The sequence below is a fragment of the Gilliamella sp. B2923 genome (assembly GCF_026536565.1).
In the GTDB taxonomy this organism is placed as follows: Bacteria; Pseudomonadota; Gammaproteobacteria; order Enterobacterales; family Orbaceae; genus Gilliamella.
Map to the genome: position 1 here is coordinate 288134 of NZ_JAFNNZ010000001.1, position 17731 is coordinate 305864.

18 protein-coding genes are annotated in these 17731 nt (G+C 37.4%); 6 read left to right on the forward strand and 12 right to left on the reverse strand.

Annotated elements, in window-relative coordinates; translation table 11 throughout:
- Positions 1 to 13: 13 nt before the first annotated feature.
- Positions 14 to 1189, reverse strand: a complete 1176-nt coding sequence (locus J3U42_RS01235) for a sugar transporter (RefSeq protein WP_220217940.1) — start codon at positions 1187 to 1189, stop codon at positions 14 to 16.
- A gap of 131 nt (positions 1190 to 1320) precedes the next feature.
- A complete protein-coding gene (gene tpx / locus J3U42_RS01240; RefSeq protein WP_267335095.1) occupies positions 1321 to 1833 on the reverse strand; it encodes a thiol peroxidase in 513 nt (170 codons plus the stop codon).
- A 438-nt stretch (positions 1834 to 2271) separates the two neighbouring features.
- Here tpx and J3U42_RS01245 point away from each other — a divergent pair, with 438 nt between their 5' ends.
- Complete coding sequence (locus tag J3U42_RS01245) at positions 2272 to 3012, forward strand: acid phosphatase (protein WP_267335097.1); 741 nt, start codon at positions 2272 to 2274, stop codon at positions 3010 to 3012.
- A 110-nt stretch (positions 3013 to 3122) separates the two neighbouring features.
- On the opposite strand, the gene apbC is transcribed toward J3U42_RS01245, so the two are convergent.
- On the reverse strand, positions 3123 to 4190 hold the full coding sequence (apbC, locus tag J3U42_RS01250) for an iron-sulfur cluster carrier protein ApbC (RefSeq protein WP_267335099.1): 1068 nt from the start codon (positions 4188 to 4190) through the stop codon (positions 3123 to 3125).
- A 250-nt stretch (positions 4191 to 4440) separates the two neighbouring features.
- Between apbC and metG the strand changes: the two genes are divergently transcribed.
- Complete coding sequence (gene metG, locus J3U42_RS01255) at positions 4441 to 6468, forward strand: methionine--tRNA ligase (RefSeq protein WP_220217936.1); 2028 nt, start codon at positions 4441 to 4443, stop codon at positions 6466 to 6468.
- Positions 6469 to 6584: 116 nt separating this feature from the next.
- Here metG and J3U42_RS01260 read toward each other — a convergent pair whose 3' ends face one another.
- The 3 genes from J3U42_RS01260 to J3U42_RS01270 form a co-directional block, all read right to left on the reverse strand.
- Positions 6585 to 6767 carry a hypothetical protein gene (locus J3U42_RS01260; RefSeq protein ID WP_267335101.1) on the reverse strand — a complete coding sequence of 61 codons (183 nt, stop codon included), beginning with the start codon at positions 6765 to 6767 and terminating at the stop codon, positions 6585 to 6587.
- Between the two features lie 198 nt (positions 6768 to 6965).
- Positions 6966 to 7754: an SDR family NAD(P)-dependent oxidoreductase gene (locus J3U42_RS01265; RefSeq protein ID WP_267335103.1), complete on the reverse strand. Its 789-nt coding sequence runs from the start codon at positions 7752 to 7754 to the stop codon at positions 6966 to 6968.
- 37 nt (positions 7755 to 7791) lie between these two features.
- A complete protein-coding gene (locus tag J3U42_RS01270; protein ID WP_267335105.1) occupies positions 7792 to 8454 on the reverse strand; it encodes an NADPH-dependent F420 reductase in 663 nt (220 codons plus the stop codon).
- A gap of 122 nt (positions 8455 to 8576) precedes the next feature.
- Here J3U42_RS01270 and J3U42_RS01275 point away from each other — a divergent pair, with 122 nt between their 5' ends.
- Positions 8577 to 9449, forward strand: a complete 873-nt coding sequence (locus tag J3U42_RS01275; protein ID WP_220217933.1) for a LysR substrate-binding domain-containing protein — start codon at positions 8577 to 8579, stop codon at positions 9447 to 9449.
- A 127-nt stretch (positions 9450 to 9576) separates the two neighbouring features.
- On the opposite strand, the gene tolC is transcribed toward J3U42_RS01275, so the two are convergent.
- Positions 9577 to 10923, reverse strand: a complete 1347-nt coding sequence (gene tolC, locus J3U42_RS01280; RefSeq protein ID WP_220217932.1) for an outer membrane channel protein TolC — start codon at positions 10921 to 10923, stop codon at positions 9577 to 9579.
- A 137-nt stretch (positions 10924 to 11060) separates the two neighbouring features.
- Here tolC and nudF point away from each other — a divergent pair, with 137 nt between their 5' ends.
- Both nudF and cpdA read left to right on the forward strand, forming a co-directional pair.
- Positions 11061 to 11690 (forward strand): ADP-ribose diphosphatase, encoded by a 630-nt coding sequence (nudF, locus tag J3U42_RS01285; protein ID WP_267335107.1) that lies wholly within the window; start codon positions 11061 to 11063, stop codon positions 11688 to 11690.
- A 183-nt stretch (positions 11691 to 11873) separates the two neighbouring features.
- Positions 11874 to 12692 carry a 3',5'-cyclic-AMP phosphodiesterase gene (gene cpdA / locus J3U42_RS01290; RefSeq protein ID WP_267335109.1) on the forward strand — a complete coding sequence of 273 codons (819 nt, stop codon included), beginning with the start codon at positions 11874 to 11876 and terminating at the stop codon, positions 12690 to 12692.
- A gap of 70 nt (positions 12693 to 12762) precedes the next feature.
- On the opposite strand, the gene cls is transcribed toward cpdA, so the two are convergent.
- The 5 genes from cls to fldA all read right to left on the reverse strand — a co-directional run bounded on the left by cls (position 12763) and on the right by fldA (position 16373).
- The gene (cls, locus tag J3U42_RS01295) at positions 12763 to 14226 is read right to left on the reverse strand and encodes a cardiolipin synthase (protein WP_267335111.1); all 1464 of its coding nucleotides are present in this window, start codon (positions 14224 to 14226) and stop codon (positions 12763 to 12765) included.
- Positions 14227 to 14231: 5 nt separating this feature from the next.
- Positions 14232 to 14690 (reverse strand): acyl-CoA thioester hydrolase YciA, encoded by a 459-nt coding sequence (gene yciA / locus J3U42_RS01300; protein WP_267329581.1) that lies wholly within the window; start codon positions 14688 to 14690, stop codon positions 14232 to 14234.
- Between the two features lie 25 nt (positions 14691 to 14715).
- Complete coding sequence (locus J3U42_RS01305) at positions 14716 to 15258, reverse strand: inner membrane-spanning protein YciB (RefSeq protein WP_220217927.1); 543 nt, start codon at positions 15256 to 15258, stop codon at positions 14716 to 14718.
- Between the two features lie 65 nt (positions 15259 to 15323).
- Positions 15324 to 15782 carry a ferric iron uptake transcriptional regulator gene (fur, locus tag J3U42_RS01310; RefSeq protein WP_220217926.1) on the reverse strand — a complete coding sequence of 153 codons (459 nt, stop codon included), beginning with the start codon at positions 15780 to 15782 and terminating at the stop codon, positions 15324 to 15326.
- Positions 15783 to 15860: 78 nt separating this feature from the next.
- Positions 15861 to 16373, reverse strand: coding sequence for a flavodoxin FldA (gene fldA / locus J3U42_RS01315; protein ID WP_220217925.1), 513 nt, complete (start codon positions 16371 to 16373; stop codon positions 15861 to 15863).
- Between the two features lie 178 nt (positions 16374 to 16551).
- On the opposite strand from fldA, the gene sucC reads away from it, so the two are divergent.
- Complete coding sequence (sucC, locus tag J3U42_RS01320; RefSeq protein WP_267335114.1) at positions 16552 to 17724, forward strand: ADP-forming succinate--CoA ligase subunit beta; 1173 nt, start codon at positions 16552 to 16554, stop codon at positions 17722 to 17724.
- The last annotated feature ends 7 nt before the right edge of the window (positions 17725 to 17731 follow it).

Here is a 17731-nt window from a genome sequence, read left to right on the forward strand (position 1 = left end):
TGCTAAGCAGCGCTTATAATGGCTTTATCCAGGATTTTCTGGTCAAAACGAAAAACAGCAGTAGGGCGATGACAACAAAGATTGCGCCAATAAAGCCAATATAGTGAGTTGATAATACCACTAAAACTTGACTACCCACAAAGGCGCCACCTCCTATTCCAATATTATAGATCCCTGAATAGACCGATGTGGCAATATCTGCCGCATCCGGCGCAACATCAATCACTTTGCTTTGCATCACCATACCAATAATCGTGATCGCCAGTCCCCATACCATGCCTTGAATAATTGCGGTATAAAAGCTTAGCGCACAAACATAAAGCGATAATAAGCATAGCATTAAAAGTATCATTGGGATGACTAAAATGGCAGTCGGGTGTTTTTCAGCATATTTGGCAAAGATAACACTACCAATCATGCCCGAAAAGCCGACAGCTAGTAATAAGATAACCACCATATGTTGGCTAAAACCGCCCACTTTAAGCATAAAAGGGGTGATATAGGTGTAGGCGGTGAAATGACCCGTGATAATAATCGCCGTTAACAGATAGATATTAATTAAAACCGGGCGCTTTAACACCTTTGGAATATCTTTAAGGGAAATGGTGTTCATGCTTGGTACGCTCGGTAGTAAATAGAGCAGTAAAACCATAATACAAAACGCCAGTACCGCAATACATAAAAAGGTGATTCGCCAGCCAACTAGTTGTCCTATCATGGTGCCAATTGGAATGCCTAATACTGTCGCCATTGACGTGCCGACAACAATAAAGCCCATGGCTTTCGCTCGTTTACCGTTAGGGGCTAATCGTACCGCTAATGGCGTGGTAATGGCCCAAAACACGGCGTGAGCACAAGCAATACCAATGCGGGCGGTCATCAAACTGTAAAAATCCCACGCAAAGCCAGCTAAAATATGGCTGGAAATAAATAAACAGAACAGAAAAATCAGTAATTTTCGCCGTTCCATTTTCGATGTTAAAACCGTTAATGGAAGTGACAATAACGAGACCGCCCAGGCGTAGATAGTTAATAGCAATCCGGTGTGTGCCACATCCATTGAAAAGCTCTCGGCAATGTTGGGAAGTAATCCAACTGGCACAAATTCGGTCGTATTAAAAATAAATCCGGCAAAAGCCAGACAAAGAATCGATGACCAGATCCGGGAACGTTTATTGGCAGTATTCATGATTTATATTAAGTGGGGATAAATGATTGAATAATTATAACTGAATATTTCGGGTTGTTAAATGGTTTGCCACTACAAGCGAGAGTTAAAATGCCAACTTAAACAGTAAAGTCGGCATTGATTTGACTGATTTATTTTAAGGTGTTTATCACCGCTAACACTTTATCATAATCAGGCTCTTCGGATGTCTCTTTAACGTATTGGACATAAACAATGTTATCATTTTTATCCACCACAAACACGGCGCGGGTAAGTAATCGTAACTGTTCTATCACCACCCCATATTTTAAACCGAAATCGAGGTCTTTATGGTCTGACGTTACTTTCACCGCATCAATGCCTTCTGCTGCACAATAGCGATTAAGCGCAAAAGGCAGATCGACACTGACTGAAAATATCACCACATCTTTTAATTTCGCTGCTTGGGTATTAAATCGATGAACTTGGGCACTACAGACCGAGGTATCGATTGAGGGAACGGAACTAATTATTCTCACTTTACCTTTAAAATCGGATAATTTAACCGGCTTCATGGCTGAATCTTGAACAGTAAAATCTGGCGCCTTATCACCCACTTTAATATGCGTGCCCAATAGTGTAACCGGTACGCCTCGCATGGTGACTTGGTTGGTAATTTTTTGCATATGCCCCTCCCAAATATCGCTAGCAATAGTTAAGGTAAAATAAATCTTGTGCTACGGTTAATAGGTTTTTTTACTATAGACTGAGTTTTATTATACTGCAATGCACAATGGGCCGTGATGCCAATGATTTTACCGATTAATCAAATTGTGAATATTTTCTGTGATAAGCTATATTTATAAACCTTATTTTTAAATCTTATTGTGAATCTTTATTCTTTAATTTTAATGTGACGCTAGTCACAGCTAAATCAATATATTGTTTGTTTATTGCGCTATATCCTTTATGATTATCATTGTATTATTGCAGCAAAAATGAAAAATTGATCTAGATAAACCTATAATAACACCACGATTCCTTAGAAAATTTTTCACGCTATCGGTTTTAGTACCGTAAACCCAATAAGCGCTCACTCATTTACTTTTCTTAAGGAGGTTATTATGCCTATACATTTTGTTAAGCATATTATTATTTGTAGTCTATTTTGTGCTCAAGCTTATGCCAGTGATGTGCTAGATGTGACAACTGATCCGACAAGTTTTTACCTTAAAGAGAGCGAAGCGCCGAATAGTTTACAACTATTACCGGCACCGCCCGACTTTACCAGCGTCGATTTTTTGCGAGACAAAGCAATGTATGATTGGGGTAAATCGATGCGTTCAACCGAACGGGGACATCAAGCTTATTTGGATGCTGATTCAAGTAAGGATAATGTCACTAAGCAATTTTCACCGTCGTTTGGTCATGATATTTCAGCAACCAGCACACCAGAAATTTATAAACTTATCACAACCATGAAAGAAGATGCCGGCGATCTGGCAACCCGTTCAGCTAAAAAATACTATAATCGAGTTAGACCATTTTCTTTTTTCAATGAATCAACTTGCCGACCAGAAGATGAAAAAGAGTTATCCACCAATGGTTCTTATCCTTCCGGTCACACCACAATCGGCTTTGCGATCGCACTGGTTTTGGCAGAAATCAACCCCGAACGACAAAATGAGATCTTAAAACGAGGTTATGATATTGGCGAAAGTCGGGTAATTTGTGGTTATCATTGGCAAAGTGATGTTGATGCAGCAAAAGTCATGGCTGCTGCGGTGGTTGCCAAATTACACACTAATGCTCAATTTACGGCGCAATTAGCCAAAGCTAAAGTTGAATTTAGTCAGTTAAAATAGCTTGTTATTGCCGATAAAAATGTAATTTGTATTGCTGTTATTAGCGTAAATGCGTGAATTATTATTTAACCATATTGGCTGTTTATAACAGCCAATATTGATGTTGCTTATTATAACGCTTTGAATGAAATATCGGGTAAAATCACCTCGCTTTGCCAATAGAGTTCGCTGGCAATCTGTCCGGCTATTTGTTGGTAAAGCTGGCTAAATTCGCTGTCGGGATGACTGATAACCGTTGGTTGACCGGTATCGAGATCCTGACGTAGCATTTTATGTAGTGGTATTTGCCCTAACAATTTAGTGTGATATTGCTGCGCTAACTGCTTAGCTCCCCCTTCACCAAAAATAGCTTCGTGATGCCCGCAGTTCTCGCAGATGTGGTAACTCATATTTTCAACAATACCCAGTGTTGGCACATTGACTTTATTAAACATAGCGATCCCTTTTTTAGCATCAATTAAGGCGATATCTTGTGGGGTGGTGACAATCACCGCGGCGGTTACCGGGATACTTTGCGCCAGCGTTAGTTGAATATCGCCGGTTCCCGGTGGCATATCAATCACTAAATAATCAAGTTCCGGCCAAAGGGTATCTTGTAGTATTTGCAAAAGCGCTTTACTTGCCATAGGTCCTCGCCAAACCATTGCGCCGTCGGCTTCAACCAGATAGCCGATCGAGTTGCTGGCAAGCCCATGTGCCATAATTGGCGACATATGCTTATTATCCGGCGTCAAGGGCTGTGCGTTTTGAGTGCCTAACATGGTCGGGATAGACGGACCATAAATATCAGCATCTAAAATCCCTACTTTTGCTCCCTGCGTTTGTAAGGCCAGTGCTAGATTAATTGCGGTTGAAGATTTACCCACACCGCCTTTACCGGAACTAATGGCAATGATGTTTTTAATATTTTTGATCGCATGTTGGTTATTTGCCCGTTTTAAGGTGGCGATATTATAGTCAATTTGCCATTTAACCTCGTTAACGCCGTCAAGTTTAAGGAGCATTGGCGTTGTTTGGTGTTTTAGTGCATCAAAAGCCGTTTGCCAGGCAAACGGTAAAGTTAAATGAATCGATAAAACCTGATTATCAATTTCACAACGTTTTACAGCGTCAAGTTCAATCAAATTTTTAGATAAAGTAGGATGAGTAAAATTCTCTAGAATTTTTTTTGCTTCCATGGTTATTAGCCTTAACTTTTATTAACGAGTTTTATACTCATAGTGCATCAAATAGATATGATTATCGATATTGTGTTAGGTTGTTATTGGTCAGAGTGATTCTTCTCTCTGATAAAATGATAACGATTCTGTGCACAATATCGCTCAAAATCTATAAAGAATTTTTATCAAATTATGGCATAAATCTGGCGATAATCCCACGATTGATGTACTATTTCCGCCATTATGTAATAAAAGGTATTAATTCGATATGACAACTCAACGCAAAATATTGGTAACTTGTGCGCTTCCTTATGCAAATGGTGCAATTCACTTAGGTCATATGCTCGAACATATTCAAGCAGATGTATGGGTACGCTATCAACGTATGCGTGGCAATGAGATCTATTTTATTTGCGCTGATGATGCTCATGGTACGCCAATTATGCTCAAAGCGCAGCAATTAGGCATCACCCCGGAACAGATGATAGATGAAGTTAAAATTGAGCATCAACGTGATTTTGCCGGTTTCAATATTAGTTATGATAATTACCACTCAACTCATAGTCCCGAAAATCGTGAAATATCTGAAAAGATCTACAAACGATTAAAGGCTAATGGCTATATTAAAACCAAAGTGATATCACAGCTATTCGATCCTGAAAAAAAGATGTTTTTACCGGATCGTTTTGTTAAAGGGACTTGCCCTCGTTGTAAATCACCAGACCAATATGGCGATAACTGTGAAGTTTGTGGTGCAACTTATAATCCGATTGATTTAATTAATCCGCAATCGGTGGTATCGGGTGCAACGCCGATCATGAAAGATTCAGAGCACTTCTTTTTTGACTTGCCTGCGTTTTCCGATATGTTACAAGCGTGGATCCGATCAGGAACATTGCAAGATCAAGTTGCCAATAAAATGCAGGAGTGGTTCGAAGCAGGCTTACAACCATGGGATATTAGCCGTGATGCGCCATATTTTGGTTTTGAAATTCCCGATGCACCGGGCAAATATTTTTATGTTTGGTTAGATGCGCCAATCGGTTATATGGGGTCTTTCCTTAATTACTGTAATAAACACAATAAACCGATTTTTGATCAATTTTGGAATAAAGATTCAACCACTGAACTTTATCATTTTATTGGTAAAGATATTGTCTACTTCCATAGCCTGTTTTGGCCGGCAATGTTAGACGGTAGCGAACATCGTAAACCTTCTAATATTTTTGTCCATGGCTATGTCACTGTCGACGGGGCGAAGATGTCAAAATCACGTGGCACCTTTATTCAAGCAAGCACCTATTTGAAACATTTAGATCCGGATTGTTTGCGTTACTATTATGCAGCAAAACTCTCGCCACATATCGATGATATCGATTTAAATTTAGAAGATTTTGTTCAACGGGTGAATAGTGATTTAGTTAATAAAGTAGTGAATATTGCTTCCCGTTCGGCTGGCTTTATCAGTAAACGTTTTGGCGGTAAATTATCCGACAATCTTGCAGAGCCGGAACTTTATGCTTTATTTGTTGAAAAATCAAAAATAATTGCTGATTATTTTGAACAACGTGAATCGGGTAAAGCGATTCGTGAAATTATGGCGTTGGCTGATGAAGCGAATCGCTATATCGATGAAAAAGCGCCATGGGTTGTGGCTAAACAAGAGGGGCAAGATCAGGCGTTACAAGATATTTGTTCTATGGGCATTCATCTTTTCCGCATTTTAATGACCTATTTAAAACCTGTTGTGCCGTCATTAGCGCAGCGCAGTGAGGCGTTTTTAAACAGCCAATTAACCTGGGACACGATTGATAAACCATTAACCGGACACACGATCAACCAATTTAAAGCCCTGTTTAACCGTATAGATATGGATAAAATTACTGCTATGATTGAAGAAACTAAACAACAAGCCGCTTTAACAACCCCTGCCAAAGAAAAAGTTGCAGAGCCAATTGCTGACACTATCAATTTTGATGACTTTGCCAAAGTTGATATGCGAGTTGCGTTAATCAAAAATGCAACGGTGGTTGAAGGGTCGGATAAGTTATTGCAGTTAACACTTGATATTGGTGATGAGACTCGCAACGTATTTTCCGGTATCAAACAGTTCTATCCTGATCCTGCAGTTTTAGTGGGTAAATTAACTATTATGATCGCTAACTTAGCGCCTCGTAAAATGCGCTTTGGTATCTCAGAAGGTATGGTACTTTGCGCAAGCGGTAAAGATGATAGTGAAGGTGTTTACCTATTATCGCCAGATAGCGGGGCAAAACCGGGCATGCGAATTTCGTAATCGGTTTTCCTCTAAATTATTGACATCTTAACAAGTTAAACACTTGTTAAGATGTATTTAGGATGATATTTGAATGTAAAACTGGCTTTCGTGTTTAGCTAATTTGGTCAGTTTCATTAGAGATGTTGACTTAACCCGCTATCATGCAACCACTTTTGCGTTTGACGTCCAGCACAAATAAAGTCCCGTTCAACATCTCTTTCAAACACCATGATCGTCTCATCGGGGGCAATAATTGTCCAGAAGTAAAGAACGGTGTTTAGATCACGGCATTTTACTTTCACACCGGTTAAATTCACTTTTTTCCCTCAACGATAATCTCTTCATCATGGGTATCTATCCAATTATTCTTATTGTTTTTTAGTCAATCCGGAGCATCAGTTTCAAGAAAGCTGAGCGTTATTGCTAATGCTTTATCTTTGCTTACTTGTGCTTTAGTGGATTGCTTTTGAGCGAAAAACCTCAACGATTATAGAGTGATATAAGATGTTATTCATTCACCTCTTTTGGTTTTCTGCCGGATTACCGGAATAAGGCAAAATAGTATCTTTTAGTGTAAACGAAAAATCTTTAGTGCTTATTTCACCTATGATTTTGTCACTATCATATAGTGCAATTAAAAATTCGGCCATTTGAGTTGCGCTATGGTATTGGTTGAAACTTTTATCATAGTCATATTCGGTGACATTATTGGCTTTTTGCCCAAACTCCGTTTGCGTTGCCGCGGGTGCCAATACTTTTGCGGTTAATTTTGCATTAGCTTGTTTTAATTCCTGTGCTAATCCTTCGGTAAAAGCGCTTACATAAAATTTAGTTGCGCAATAGGTTACCGCATTAGGCACAATGGTATATCCACCTCTTGACGAAATATTTATAAGTTGTGCGCCAGATTGGTTTTGATATTTCTGAACATAAAGCGTGGATAAAATGGTTAATGCTTCAATATTTACATGGAGCATGGTTTGTATTTTGGTTAAATCCTGATCCTGTACACTACCGTAATGACCAAAACCGGCATTGTTTATCCATGTTTCTATATTATAGCTCTCAAGCTCGGCAAACAGCGTATATACACTTGCGGCTTGGGATAAATCACACACTTTGATAACAATATCAAGATGAGGATTTAATGCGGCAATTTTTTGTTTTAATGATTGCAATTGCGCTTCTCTTCTGGCAATTAAGATAAGGTTTTTATTGCGCTTTGCAAATTCAATTGCGGTTGCATAACCAATACCTGAGCTGGCGCCGGTTATCGCTGTGTATTTTTTATCATGATTATCCATTTTAGCTCCTTTTATTTTTTACACGATGATTATTAGGTTAGTTTTTCCATGAGTTATGGGGTAATTGTTGGTCTATTGATGTGTTGGCTAATGCGTCAATTAACTGGCTTCGATTCAGATAGACGCAATAAGCGGGCTTAGCTCGCTCAAATCGCCAGCTTTGAGCTAAATTGCCAACATCAACATAATCATATCCAATGTGCTTAAGTAAGTTGAAAATTTGCTGTTTGCTTGCCATGTCATTACCTGCGACCGGAAGCGCTCGTCGATTAGCTTTGTCATGCGGTTTGGCATCTTTTACGATATCTTTGGCTAAAATAGCATTAAACGCTTTTACTATTTTAGATTGATTAAGGTGCTGTGCGATAAGTTCACTGGTGGTGATTTGATGATTGTCTAATTGCTGAAAATTTCCGTCCCTATCCGGGTAGTAATTCATTGTGTCGATAATTATTTTGCCACCTAATAGGTCTGCTGGTAACTGTTGGTAATTAGCCAGTGGAATGGCAATTAATATCATATCACTAAAAGCGATAGCTTCTTGCTGGTTGCCGATTTGGCAACCTAATTGGCTTGCCACACTATAGAGTGTTTTTTTATCCCTTGAATTGCTTATCATCACTTGATATCCAGCTTGTAAAAATAATTTAGCACAAGCTTGACCAATAAATCCTGCGCCGATAATCCCTATCTTTTTCATATGACTATTTCCTTACTCTTAATAAATTCGTTTTATTATCTTTATAAAATAAAGGATAATAAATGGTATAAAAATTAATTGATTAACAACTGAGGGTTGATAATTTGGATCTGCTAAAATGTATGGAAGCATTTGTCTTGGCTGTGAAGACCGGATCTTTTGTGGCTACGTCGGTTTCATTAAATACCTCTCCACAAATGGTGACCAAATATATCGCTTTTTTAGAGAAGCATTTAGGCTTAAAACTTCTTAATCGAACAACACGTTCACAACATCTTACAGAGTTTGGCAAACAGTATTATCAACGCTGCTTGTTAATTCTATCTGAAATAAATGAGACTAAAATATTAGCCCAACAGTTTATTGACGAACCAAACGGGCGATTAAGGATAAGTGCTCCGGTTAGCTTTGGACACTATAATTTGATTCCGGTAATTAGCCGTTTTATGAAACGCTATCCTAAAATTAATATCGATCTTCAATTAAATGATCGTTACGTTGATATGGTAAAAGAAGATTTTGATATGGTGTTTCGTATTGGACAGTTAAATGACTCTGGTTTGATAGGGCGAAAACTCAATGACTATCAACTTATTTTTGCCGCTTCCCCCGCTTATTTGGCGCAAAATGGTATTCCTGCGGTACCGGAAGAGATAAAACATCACCAGTGTTTGATCTATCAGTATGTTAATCGAAGTAAAAACGATTATGTTTGGCCATTTACGGTAAATGGCAAGGTTATTAATATCTCGATATCCGGCTCCTTACAAACCAATGATACTGCTGCTTTAGCGGTTGCTGCTGTTGAGGGGGTAGGGATAACAATGTTACCGCAATCGATGTTAGCGGAGTCTATCAAACAAAATAAGCTATTACCGATATTACAAAACTTTTTACCACCGGCTAGACCGGTGCATATGCTTTATACTGCCGATAGGCAGCGGTTACCTAAAATGAAGATGTTTATTGAATTTGTGGTTAATGCGATGTCTTAATTTGATAACGATGTGAAAATCAAAGTTTATTGGTGATGTAACTGAGAAATGACAGGGTGGGCTATTTTTAAATAAATAAGGCGATAATAAAATCGCCTTATTTATTTGGATATCGTTATATCATCTATTATTTTATTGTGGCTAATGTGCTCACTTCTTTACCTAACATATTGTTAAGGTAAACTAAATCATCAGCCGTTAAGGTACCAACAGCGTATTTTAACTGTAATAAACTGATTAAGTAGTTATATTTAGCATCCGATAAATTGCGTTTAGAGCTGTAAAGCTGAGTGGTGGCATTTAATACGTCCACAACAGTTCGCATACCTACATCATAGCCTGTAGTTGTTGCTTCTAACGAAGTTTGAGCTGATACAACTGCTTGTTGATAAGCTTTGATTGCGCTGATTGATGATGAAATATTATTGTACGATGAACGAACTTGATTATTCACGCTGCGATTAGTGCTCTCTAATTTTTCGCTAAAGCTGACATAGTTATGTTGTGCCTGATTGACTTTAGATTGAGTCGCACCGCCGGAGAAGATAGGGAGGTTAACACTTACCCCAACATAATTACTACCTGAATAAGTTTTGCCATGACCGCCGTTTGCCGCATAATTATTACCATATCTATCGGTTTTATTAAGGTTGGTTGAAGCATCTAAACTTGCAGTTGGTAAATGTCCGGCTTGTGATAGTTTAATCTGATCACGGGCGATTTCTTGGTTTAATTTCATTGTTAACAAATTGAGATTTGATTGCTCAGATTGTTTTACTAAAAGATTCACTTGAGCTGGCATTTCAGTTTTGAAATTTTTAGTATCAATGCTAGCTAAATTAGAGTAAAAACGTCCACTGACCTGACGTAAATTTTCAATAGCATTATTTAAATCATTTAAAGCGCTAACTTCTTGAGCGACAGTTGAGTCGTAGTTAGCTTTTGCATTTTCAATATCAACAGGCGCTTTTATACCCGCGTTAACTTGTTGACGAGTTTGTTCTAATTGACGACCAATAGCCTTTTTCTGCGCTTCAATAAAACTTAGTGCATCAAGTGATTTAAGCACATTAAAATAAGCAACCGATGTATTTAAAATTAAGGTTTGACCTTGATATTGATAAGCAATATCAGCAATAGTCGCTTGTTTTTTAGTAATATCTAAAGCTTTCCAATTGGAGAAATTAAAAATACTTTGTGATAGTGAAACTTGGTATAAATTACCACTTTTTTGTTTTACACCGCTAGTATCTCTGCGACCATGGGTCACACCGTAAGAAGCATTTAAACCAATTTGTGGTAATAAACTTGCGCGAGAGCCAGAAATTGCTGAATATGCTTTATCTCTTTCAGCAAGAGAGCTCCGTAGATCCGGATTGGTTTGTTTTGCTTGTTCATAAACTTGAATTAAATTTTCAGCAAAGACAGATTGGCTTAATGCTAAGCCGATTAAAAAGGTTAAAGTTTTTTTCATCAATCTTCTCTTTAAAAGCATTAAAATATAATATTATTTTCAATTGCATAATTTTAACAGATAATTAGCATATAGTAAGTATTCAAGTTTGTTATTCGCACTTTTTATTAAAATTTAGCTTAAAATTGGGATTTGATATGAAATTTAAAAACACGCCAGTAGAGTTTGGTAAAAAAGATGTCTTTAATTTAACCAAAAAAGTGTTGTATAAAGGTTTTTTTTCGTTACTTGAATATCGTTTTAAATATCGAAAATTTGACGGTTCAATTAGCCAAGAGGTAACGCGTGAAATTTTGGAGCGTGGGCATGCGGTGGTATTATTGGCTTTTGATGCAAAACGTGATGAAGTTGTACTTATTGAACAGATTCGAATTGCAGCGATTGAAACGCAAGATAGCCCATGGATACTTGAGTTGATTGCAGGTATGATGGATCACGAAAATGAGTCTTTTGAACAAGTCGCGCGGCGTGAGGCTATGGAAGAAGCCGGAATAAGTATCGGTCGATGTAAACCCATTATCAGTTATTTAGCTTCACCGGGCGGATTAACCGAGCAACTGCATATTCTAGTCGGTGAAGTCGATGCATCGACCGCAAAAGGCGTGCATGGACTAGCGGACGAGAACGAAGATATTAAGGTTCATGTGGTTAGCCGTGAACAAGCGTATGATTGGGTGGAGAAGGGTATAATTAATAATGCCGCATCGATTATTGCACTTCAGTGGTTACAATTAAATCATATAAAGTTAAAGAATGAATGGAAATAGTTTATTTTCACGAACATTACTATTTTATTTCTTTCATAAAAATGTGATCTACTTTACAATTTAATATAACGCTATGATTTAAAATAAAAATTGCAGCAATAGTTACAATGATATTTCATCTGCCAACATTATTGAGCATAATTATAGACTTATAAATTATTGAGGTAAATTTTGGAGTCACATTTGAAGCTTCAAGTAAGTAGAAAAAATTACGGAAAAATTTTGCATATTACCGATACTCATCTTTTTTCGGATGAGGAAGGTTGCCTACTTGGCATAAACTCAAACAAAAGTTTTTTATCGGTCATCGCCGAAATTAAAAAAAGTAAGAAAAAGTTTGATTTGATTGTGGCTACTGGTGATTTTGTACAAGATGGCTCCCAAAAAGCTTACGCTCGTTTTGCTGAGCAAATAATTAAGTTTAATACTCCATGTGTTTGGTTGGCGGGAAATCATGATAATTATACTTTTATGCAAGATGTGTTTGCCCATTATCAGCTTGCCGATAACAAAATTGTTTTGTTTGGCGACAAGTGGCTTATCGTTTTATTAAATAGTCAAGTTGTGGGTCATGCTCATGGTTTTTTACCTGAGTCAGAACTGACATTTTTACAACATGCTTTGTTGCAGCACGCTGACAGACATGCCTTGGTCTTTTTGCATCATCATCCGATTCAGTCCGGTTGTCATTGGCTCGATCAACATACTTTAAAAAATAGTGAAGCGCTGGAGAAAATTATTCAGAGCCATACTCAGATAAAGGCAGTAGGTTGGGGACATATTCATCAACAGCAAGATCATCGTTGGCACCATTGTTTAGCGTTTTCAACGCCGTCGACCTGTTTTCAATTTAAACCGGCTTGTTATGATTTTCAATTATCGAATGACGATGCACCCGGCTGGCGAGAAATAACGTTACACCTTGACGGTAGTCTCACAACCGAAGTTTATCGATTAGCCAATAACCCATTTGCCCCCGATTTGTCACAAAACGGCTATTAACTCTAGCTGTTATCGATGACATATCATCTTTTACCGATTTTAGATAATAAGTGATTTTGATTGCGTTGTTTTATAACAACGGGGCGAAGAAGTAAAATAGCCGTTCAAACACATGTTGCCAGAATGGGCGTTTTTTCCATTCTTCAACATTAACTTCTTCTGATTGAGATAAATATTGTTGTAATAGCAACGATAAGGACTTAGCAAATTCAGCATCGTCAATAACCGTTGTAATTTCAAAGTTAAGCCATAAACTCCGCATATCTAAGTTTACGGTACCGACTAAACTCAATTGGTTGTCGATTAAAACGCTTTTCGTGTGTAGCAAATTATCATTGAATTGATAAAGTTTCACACCGCCGTCTAATAATTCAGAAAAGAAAGCCCGGCTGGCCCATTTTACCATTAGTGAATCATTTTTCTTCGGAATGATAATAATCACTTCCACGCCACGCTGTGCAGCAGTACATACTGCATGCAAGATATCATCACTTGGGACTAAGTAAGGCGTTGTGAAAATTATCTGTTCTTGTGCAGAATAGATAGCGGTAAGTAGTACTTGGTGGATCATATTTTCCATATAACCCGGACCAGAAGCAATAAGCTGCATAATGTGCTTTTTCTCTTCCGGTGGTTCGGCAAAATCGGTAATTTTTGGTAAAGCAAGGTAATCGCCGGTTTCAAGTTCCCAATCACTGGCATAAATAGCGCCCATTAAGGTTGTGACAGGTCCTCGCATTCTTACCATAACATCAACCCATTCCCCAACATGCTTATTTTGTTTGAAGAATCTTGGATCGACAATATTCATACTGCCGGTATAAGAGATGTAATTATCAATGATGGCGACTTTTCGGTGTTGACGTAAATCAAGTCGTCTGAACATGAATCTTAGTAGGTTTACTTTCAGAGCTTCAACAATAATAATGCCAGCTTCACGCATCCTTTTGCTGGCATCTGTCCTAATAAAGTGTCGGCTACCGGCTGAATCGAGCATCAAACGGCATACTACCCCACGTTTGGTTGCTTGAATTAATGCCGCTTCAACATCATCGGCTCTTCCACCTTCATTCCAGATATAAAAGACCATTTCAATATTAGAGGTAGCTTGATTAATATCTTCGATAAGGCGATCAAAAATGGCATCGGTATCGCTCAATAGTTCTATATGATTGCCATTAATTCCTTCAAGTCCGGTTTGATGTTTGCAAAGTTGAAAAATTGGTTTACTGACTTGACTGACATTGCCAGTGAAAATGCCTTGCAATTCACTAATCTTATTAATAAAGTTAGCAATGGTTGGGCGCATTTTTTGCGCTCGTTTGACCCGTTGCTGCCCTAGATGCGCTTCACCGAGCGCAAAATAGAGAATCACGCCCAGAATAGGTAAGATATAGATAACTAACATCCATGCAACGACATACGTCATCGGTCTACGTTTAAAGACGATACGTAATGTTGTCGCAACAATTATCAACCAATAACCAAGTAAGATCATTGTGCTAATTAATGCATGAAATGAAGTAAATTGCATAGTTGTTAACTGTGACTCAAGTTTAATTTGCTAATCGGATCTTTGTTACAGTCATAATGCTGAAATATTTCAGGCAATGGTTTTGGGTTGTTGTGTTTATCTACTGACACATAAGTGAATGTTGCATCAGTAATACAAAATCGCTGCGTTGCATCATCAGAATCGGTCAGTTTTTTTATCCAAACTTCAATTGCGATGGTAATTGAAGTTTTACCCGTTTTAAGGCAACGAGCATAACAGCAAACCACATCCCCAACCATAGCGGGTTTATGAAAAGTGATACTACTAGCATTAACTGTAACAACTCTTCTTTTGGCTATCTCTTTGGCTAAAATACCGCCAGCAAGATCCATTTGCGACATTATCCACCCCCCGAAAATATGACCATGAGGGTTTGTATCAGCAGGCATTGCAAGGGTTCTTAGAACTAGTTGTCCATTAGGTTTGGTTGCGTCTTGTTTCATTTGTATGTACTCCTGCTAATAACTTTTACTCACTATCTGCATTTTTATTCATATTTTTATAAATGTAAATACCTGAAATTAAGGATAAGAGTAATGATGCGCCGGGTAAGACAAATACTTTAAAAATCCAGAAGACATAATCTGTCGCATAGTAAGTTGCTACTAAGCTTATGATACCGAAAACTACAAAAAAGCTTATCCATAATAAATTTAGTCTATTCCAAATATGGTTATCGAGTTGTAACTCTTTACCTAACATTTTTTGCAATAGATTTTTTTTGAAAAAATATTGGCTAACTAGTAGTGCTGATGCGAATAAAAAGTTGATGATTGTCACTTTCCACTTAATGATATTTGGCTCTCGGGTAAAGAGCGTAAAACCACCAAAAACCATAACCATTAAATAAGAGATAAGTTCAATTTTATCAATTTTTCTATACATTATCAGTATGGTAAGAAAACTTACCGTTGAAGCGATCATCAAAGCTTGAACGCCGACGAAAATATCATATATCGATAAAAAAATAAAAAAGATAACTAGCGGTATAAAATTGAGAAGTTGTTTCATTATGTTAATTAACCTAACAGAGAAATCACGATATTTATATAAATAAAAAGCCTATTAAAATAGGCTTATTTTTTTTGATGAAGTTCAGGGTGTGCTTTACAATTACCAGATTGACAGTGACCATAAAGATATAAACTGTGGAAAGTTAATTTAACACCATATTGTTCAGCTATCTCTTTTTGTCTTTTATTGATAATCTCATCACGAAATTCAAATACTTCACCACAATCAAGACAAATTAAATGATCATGATGTTGTTGTGTTGCAAGCTCAAAAACTGCTCTTCCGCCTTCGAAGTTATGGCGAGTTACGATCCCAGCATCATCAAACTGATTTAATACACGGTAAACGGTCGCAAGCCCGATTTCTTCACCCATATCCAGTAACTTTTTATAAAGATCTTCAACCGTGATATGTTGGCATGAAGGATCACGTAATAATTCTAAAATTTTTAATCGCGGTAACGTAACCTTTAAACCTGCGCTTTTTAACGCAGCATTATTATCATTATCATGATTTGTCATATTACATTCCAGTTTTGTTAATTAAAGGGACACATTATAAGTATATGTACAGGAAATAAAAGAAATCATTGCAATAGATTAAATATTCATTTCAGTTTTAACTTGATTTACCCAATTATTAATACGGTCTTGAGTTAATTCTGGTTGACGATCTTCATCGATAGCTAACCCAATAAAGTGGTTATCATCAACAAGACTTTTAGACGCTTCAAAACTGTAGCCTTCAGTAGGCCAGTGACCGACAATTTTAGCTTCTTTCGGTTCAATAACATCACGGATAGTACCCATTGCATCACAGAAATATTCGGCGTAATCTTCTTGATCACCACAACCAAAGATAGCAACAGTTTTACCCTTAAAATCAATTTGTTCTAAACTCGGAAAAAAATCATCCCAATCAGCTTGTGACTCACCATAGTACCAAGTCGGGATGCCAAAAAATAGATAATCGTATTTTTCAATATGTTCTTTAGTGGTTTTTGCAATATCGAAAAGATCTGCGTTATCACTACCTAATATTTCTTGAATTCGCTGAGCTACCTTTTCTGTATTGCCAGTATCACTACCAAAAAAAATACCAACTTTTGCCATATTTTTACCTTTACTTTTATTACGCTATGAAAATATGCTTTTGAGTATATCATTGTCACTTCTTATCAGCAATAATTCTCAATTACAATAAACAAGAGTTATTATTTACTACACAATTTATTCATCTTGGATTAGAATTATTACAATTTTATATCAATCTAAGTTGCGGAATTTATTTATGAACTTGCATGAGTATCAATCCAAACATCTTTTTAAACAATACAATTTACCTGTACCTGAAGGGTACGTTTGTAACTCAATTGATGAAATTCAAGATACATTAGCTGAATTGTCATCACAAACGCAGAAAGGTGCTTGGGTGGCTAAATGTCAGGTTCATGCCGGGGGAAGAGGTAAATCCGGTGGCGTAATATGTACCGAAGATTTTAACCAAATCAGAATTTTTGCTGAAAAATGGTTAGGCCAACATTTGGTAACTTATCAAACAACCGCAAAAGGGCAACCGGTAAATAAAATCTTAATTGAAAAAGCGTCTGAAATTGTGAAAGAACTCTATTTAGGTGCCGTTATTGATCGTAGTACCAAACGAGTTGTGATTATGGCATCAACTGAAGGCGGGGTTGATATTGAAAGTGTTGCTGAAAAATCCCCGCATTTAATTCATAAAGTCTCCCTCGATCCACTCACTGGCGCAAACGCTTTTCAAGGTCGTGAGTTGGCTTTTAAATTGGGCTTAAGCGGTAAACTTATTAACCAATTTGCTAAACTTTTTGTCAATTTTGCTAATCTATTTTTAGAAAATGATGTTTCACTGGCCGAAGTTAATCCGCTGGTGATTACTGGTTGTGAGCAGTTAATCTGTTTAGATGCTAAAGTGGTCTTAGATGATAATGCTATGTACAGACACCCCGATTTAAGCATTTTACGTGATACGACTCAAGAAGATGAACGTGAATCGATTGCGGCAAAGCAAGGCATTAGCTATGTATCACTTGACGGCAATATTGGCTGTATGGTGAACGGTGCGGGTTTGGCAATGGCGACTATGGACATGATCAAACTGTATGGCGGTGCACCGGCTAATTTTCTTGATGTTGGTGGCGGCACCACTAAAGAGCGTGTTGCTGAAGCCTTTAAACTGATTTTATCTGACCAAAATGTGAAGGCTATTTTAGTCAATATTTTTGGTGGTATTGTTCGTTGTGATTTAATTGCTGACGGTATTATCAGTGCAATTAAAGAAATTGGTCTGACTGTTCCTGTTGTTGTTCGGCTTGAGGGTAATAATGCGCAGCTTGCCAGAGAGATTTTAGCTGATAGCAAATTAAATGTTATTACCGCAGAAAGCTTAACCGATGCGGCACAAAAAATCGTGACGGTTGCAAAATAAAGGAAGA

Coding starts and splice junctions, on each gene's coding strand:
- J3U42_RS01235 (WP_220217940.1), bottom strand. CDS start 1,189: ATGAATACTGCCAATAAACGTTCCCGGATCTGGTCATCGATTCTTTGT.
- tpx (WP_267335095.1), bottom strand. CDS start 1,833: ATGCAAAAAATTACCAACCAAGTCACCATGCGAGGCGTACCGGTTACA.
- J3U42_RS01245 (WP_267335097.1), top strand. CDS start 2,272: ATGCCTATACATTTTGTTAAGCATATTATTATTTGTAGTCTATTTTGT.
- apbC (WP_267335099.1), bottom strand. CDS start 4,190: ATGGAAGCAAAAAAAATTCTAGAGAATTTTACTCATCCTACTTTATCT.
- metG (WP_220217936.1), top strand. CDS start 4,441: ATGACAACTCAACGCAAAATATTGGTAACTTGTGCGCTTCCTTATGCA.
- J3U42_RS01265 (WP_267335103.1), bottom strand. CDS start 7,754: ATGGATAATCATGATAAAAAATACACAGCGATAACCGGCGCCAGCTCA.
- J3U42_RS01270 (WP_267335105.1), bottom strand. CDS start 8,454: ATGAAAAAGATAGGGATTATCGGCGCAGGATTTATTGGTCAAGCTTGT.
- J3U42_RS01275 (WP_220217933.1), top strand. CDS start 8,577: ATGGAAGCATTTGTCTTGGCTGTGAAGACCGGATCTTTTGTGGCTACG.
- tolC (WP_220217932.1), bottom strand. CDS start 10,923: ATGAAAAAAACTTTAACCTTTTTAATCGGCTTAGCATTAAGCCAATCT.
- nudF (WP_267335107.1), top strand. CDS start 11,061: ATGAAATTTAAAAACACGCCAGTAGAGTTTGGTAAAAAAGATGTCTTT.
- cls (WP_267335111.1), bottom strand. CDS start 14,226: ATGCAATTTACTTCATTTCATGCATTAATTAGCACAATGATCTTACTT.
- yciA (WP_267329581.1), bottom strand. CDS start 14,690: ATGAAACAAGACGCAACCAAACCTAATGGACAACTAGTTCTAAGAACC.
- J3U42_RS01305 (WP_220217927.1), bottom strand. CDS start 15,258: ATGAAACAACTTCTCAATTTTATACCGCTAGTTATCTTTTTTATTTTT.
- fur (WP_220217926.1), bottom strand. CDS start 15,782: ATGACAAATCATGATAATGATAATAATGCTGCGTTAAAAAGCGCAGGT.
- fldA (WP_220217925.1), bottom strand. CDS start 16,373: ATGGCAAAAGTTGGTATTTTTTTTGGTAGTGATACTGGCAATACAGAA.
- sucC (WP_267335114.1), top strand. CDS start 16,552: ATGAACTTGCATGAGTATCAATCCAAACATCTTTTTAAACAATACAAT.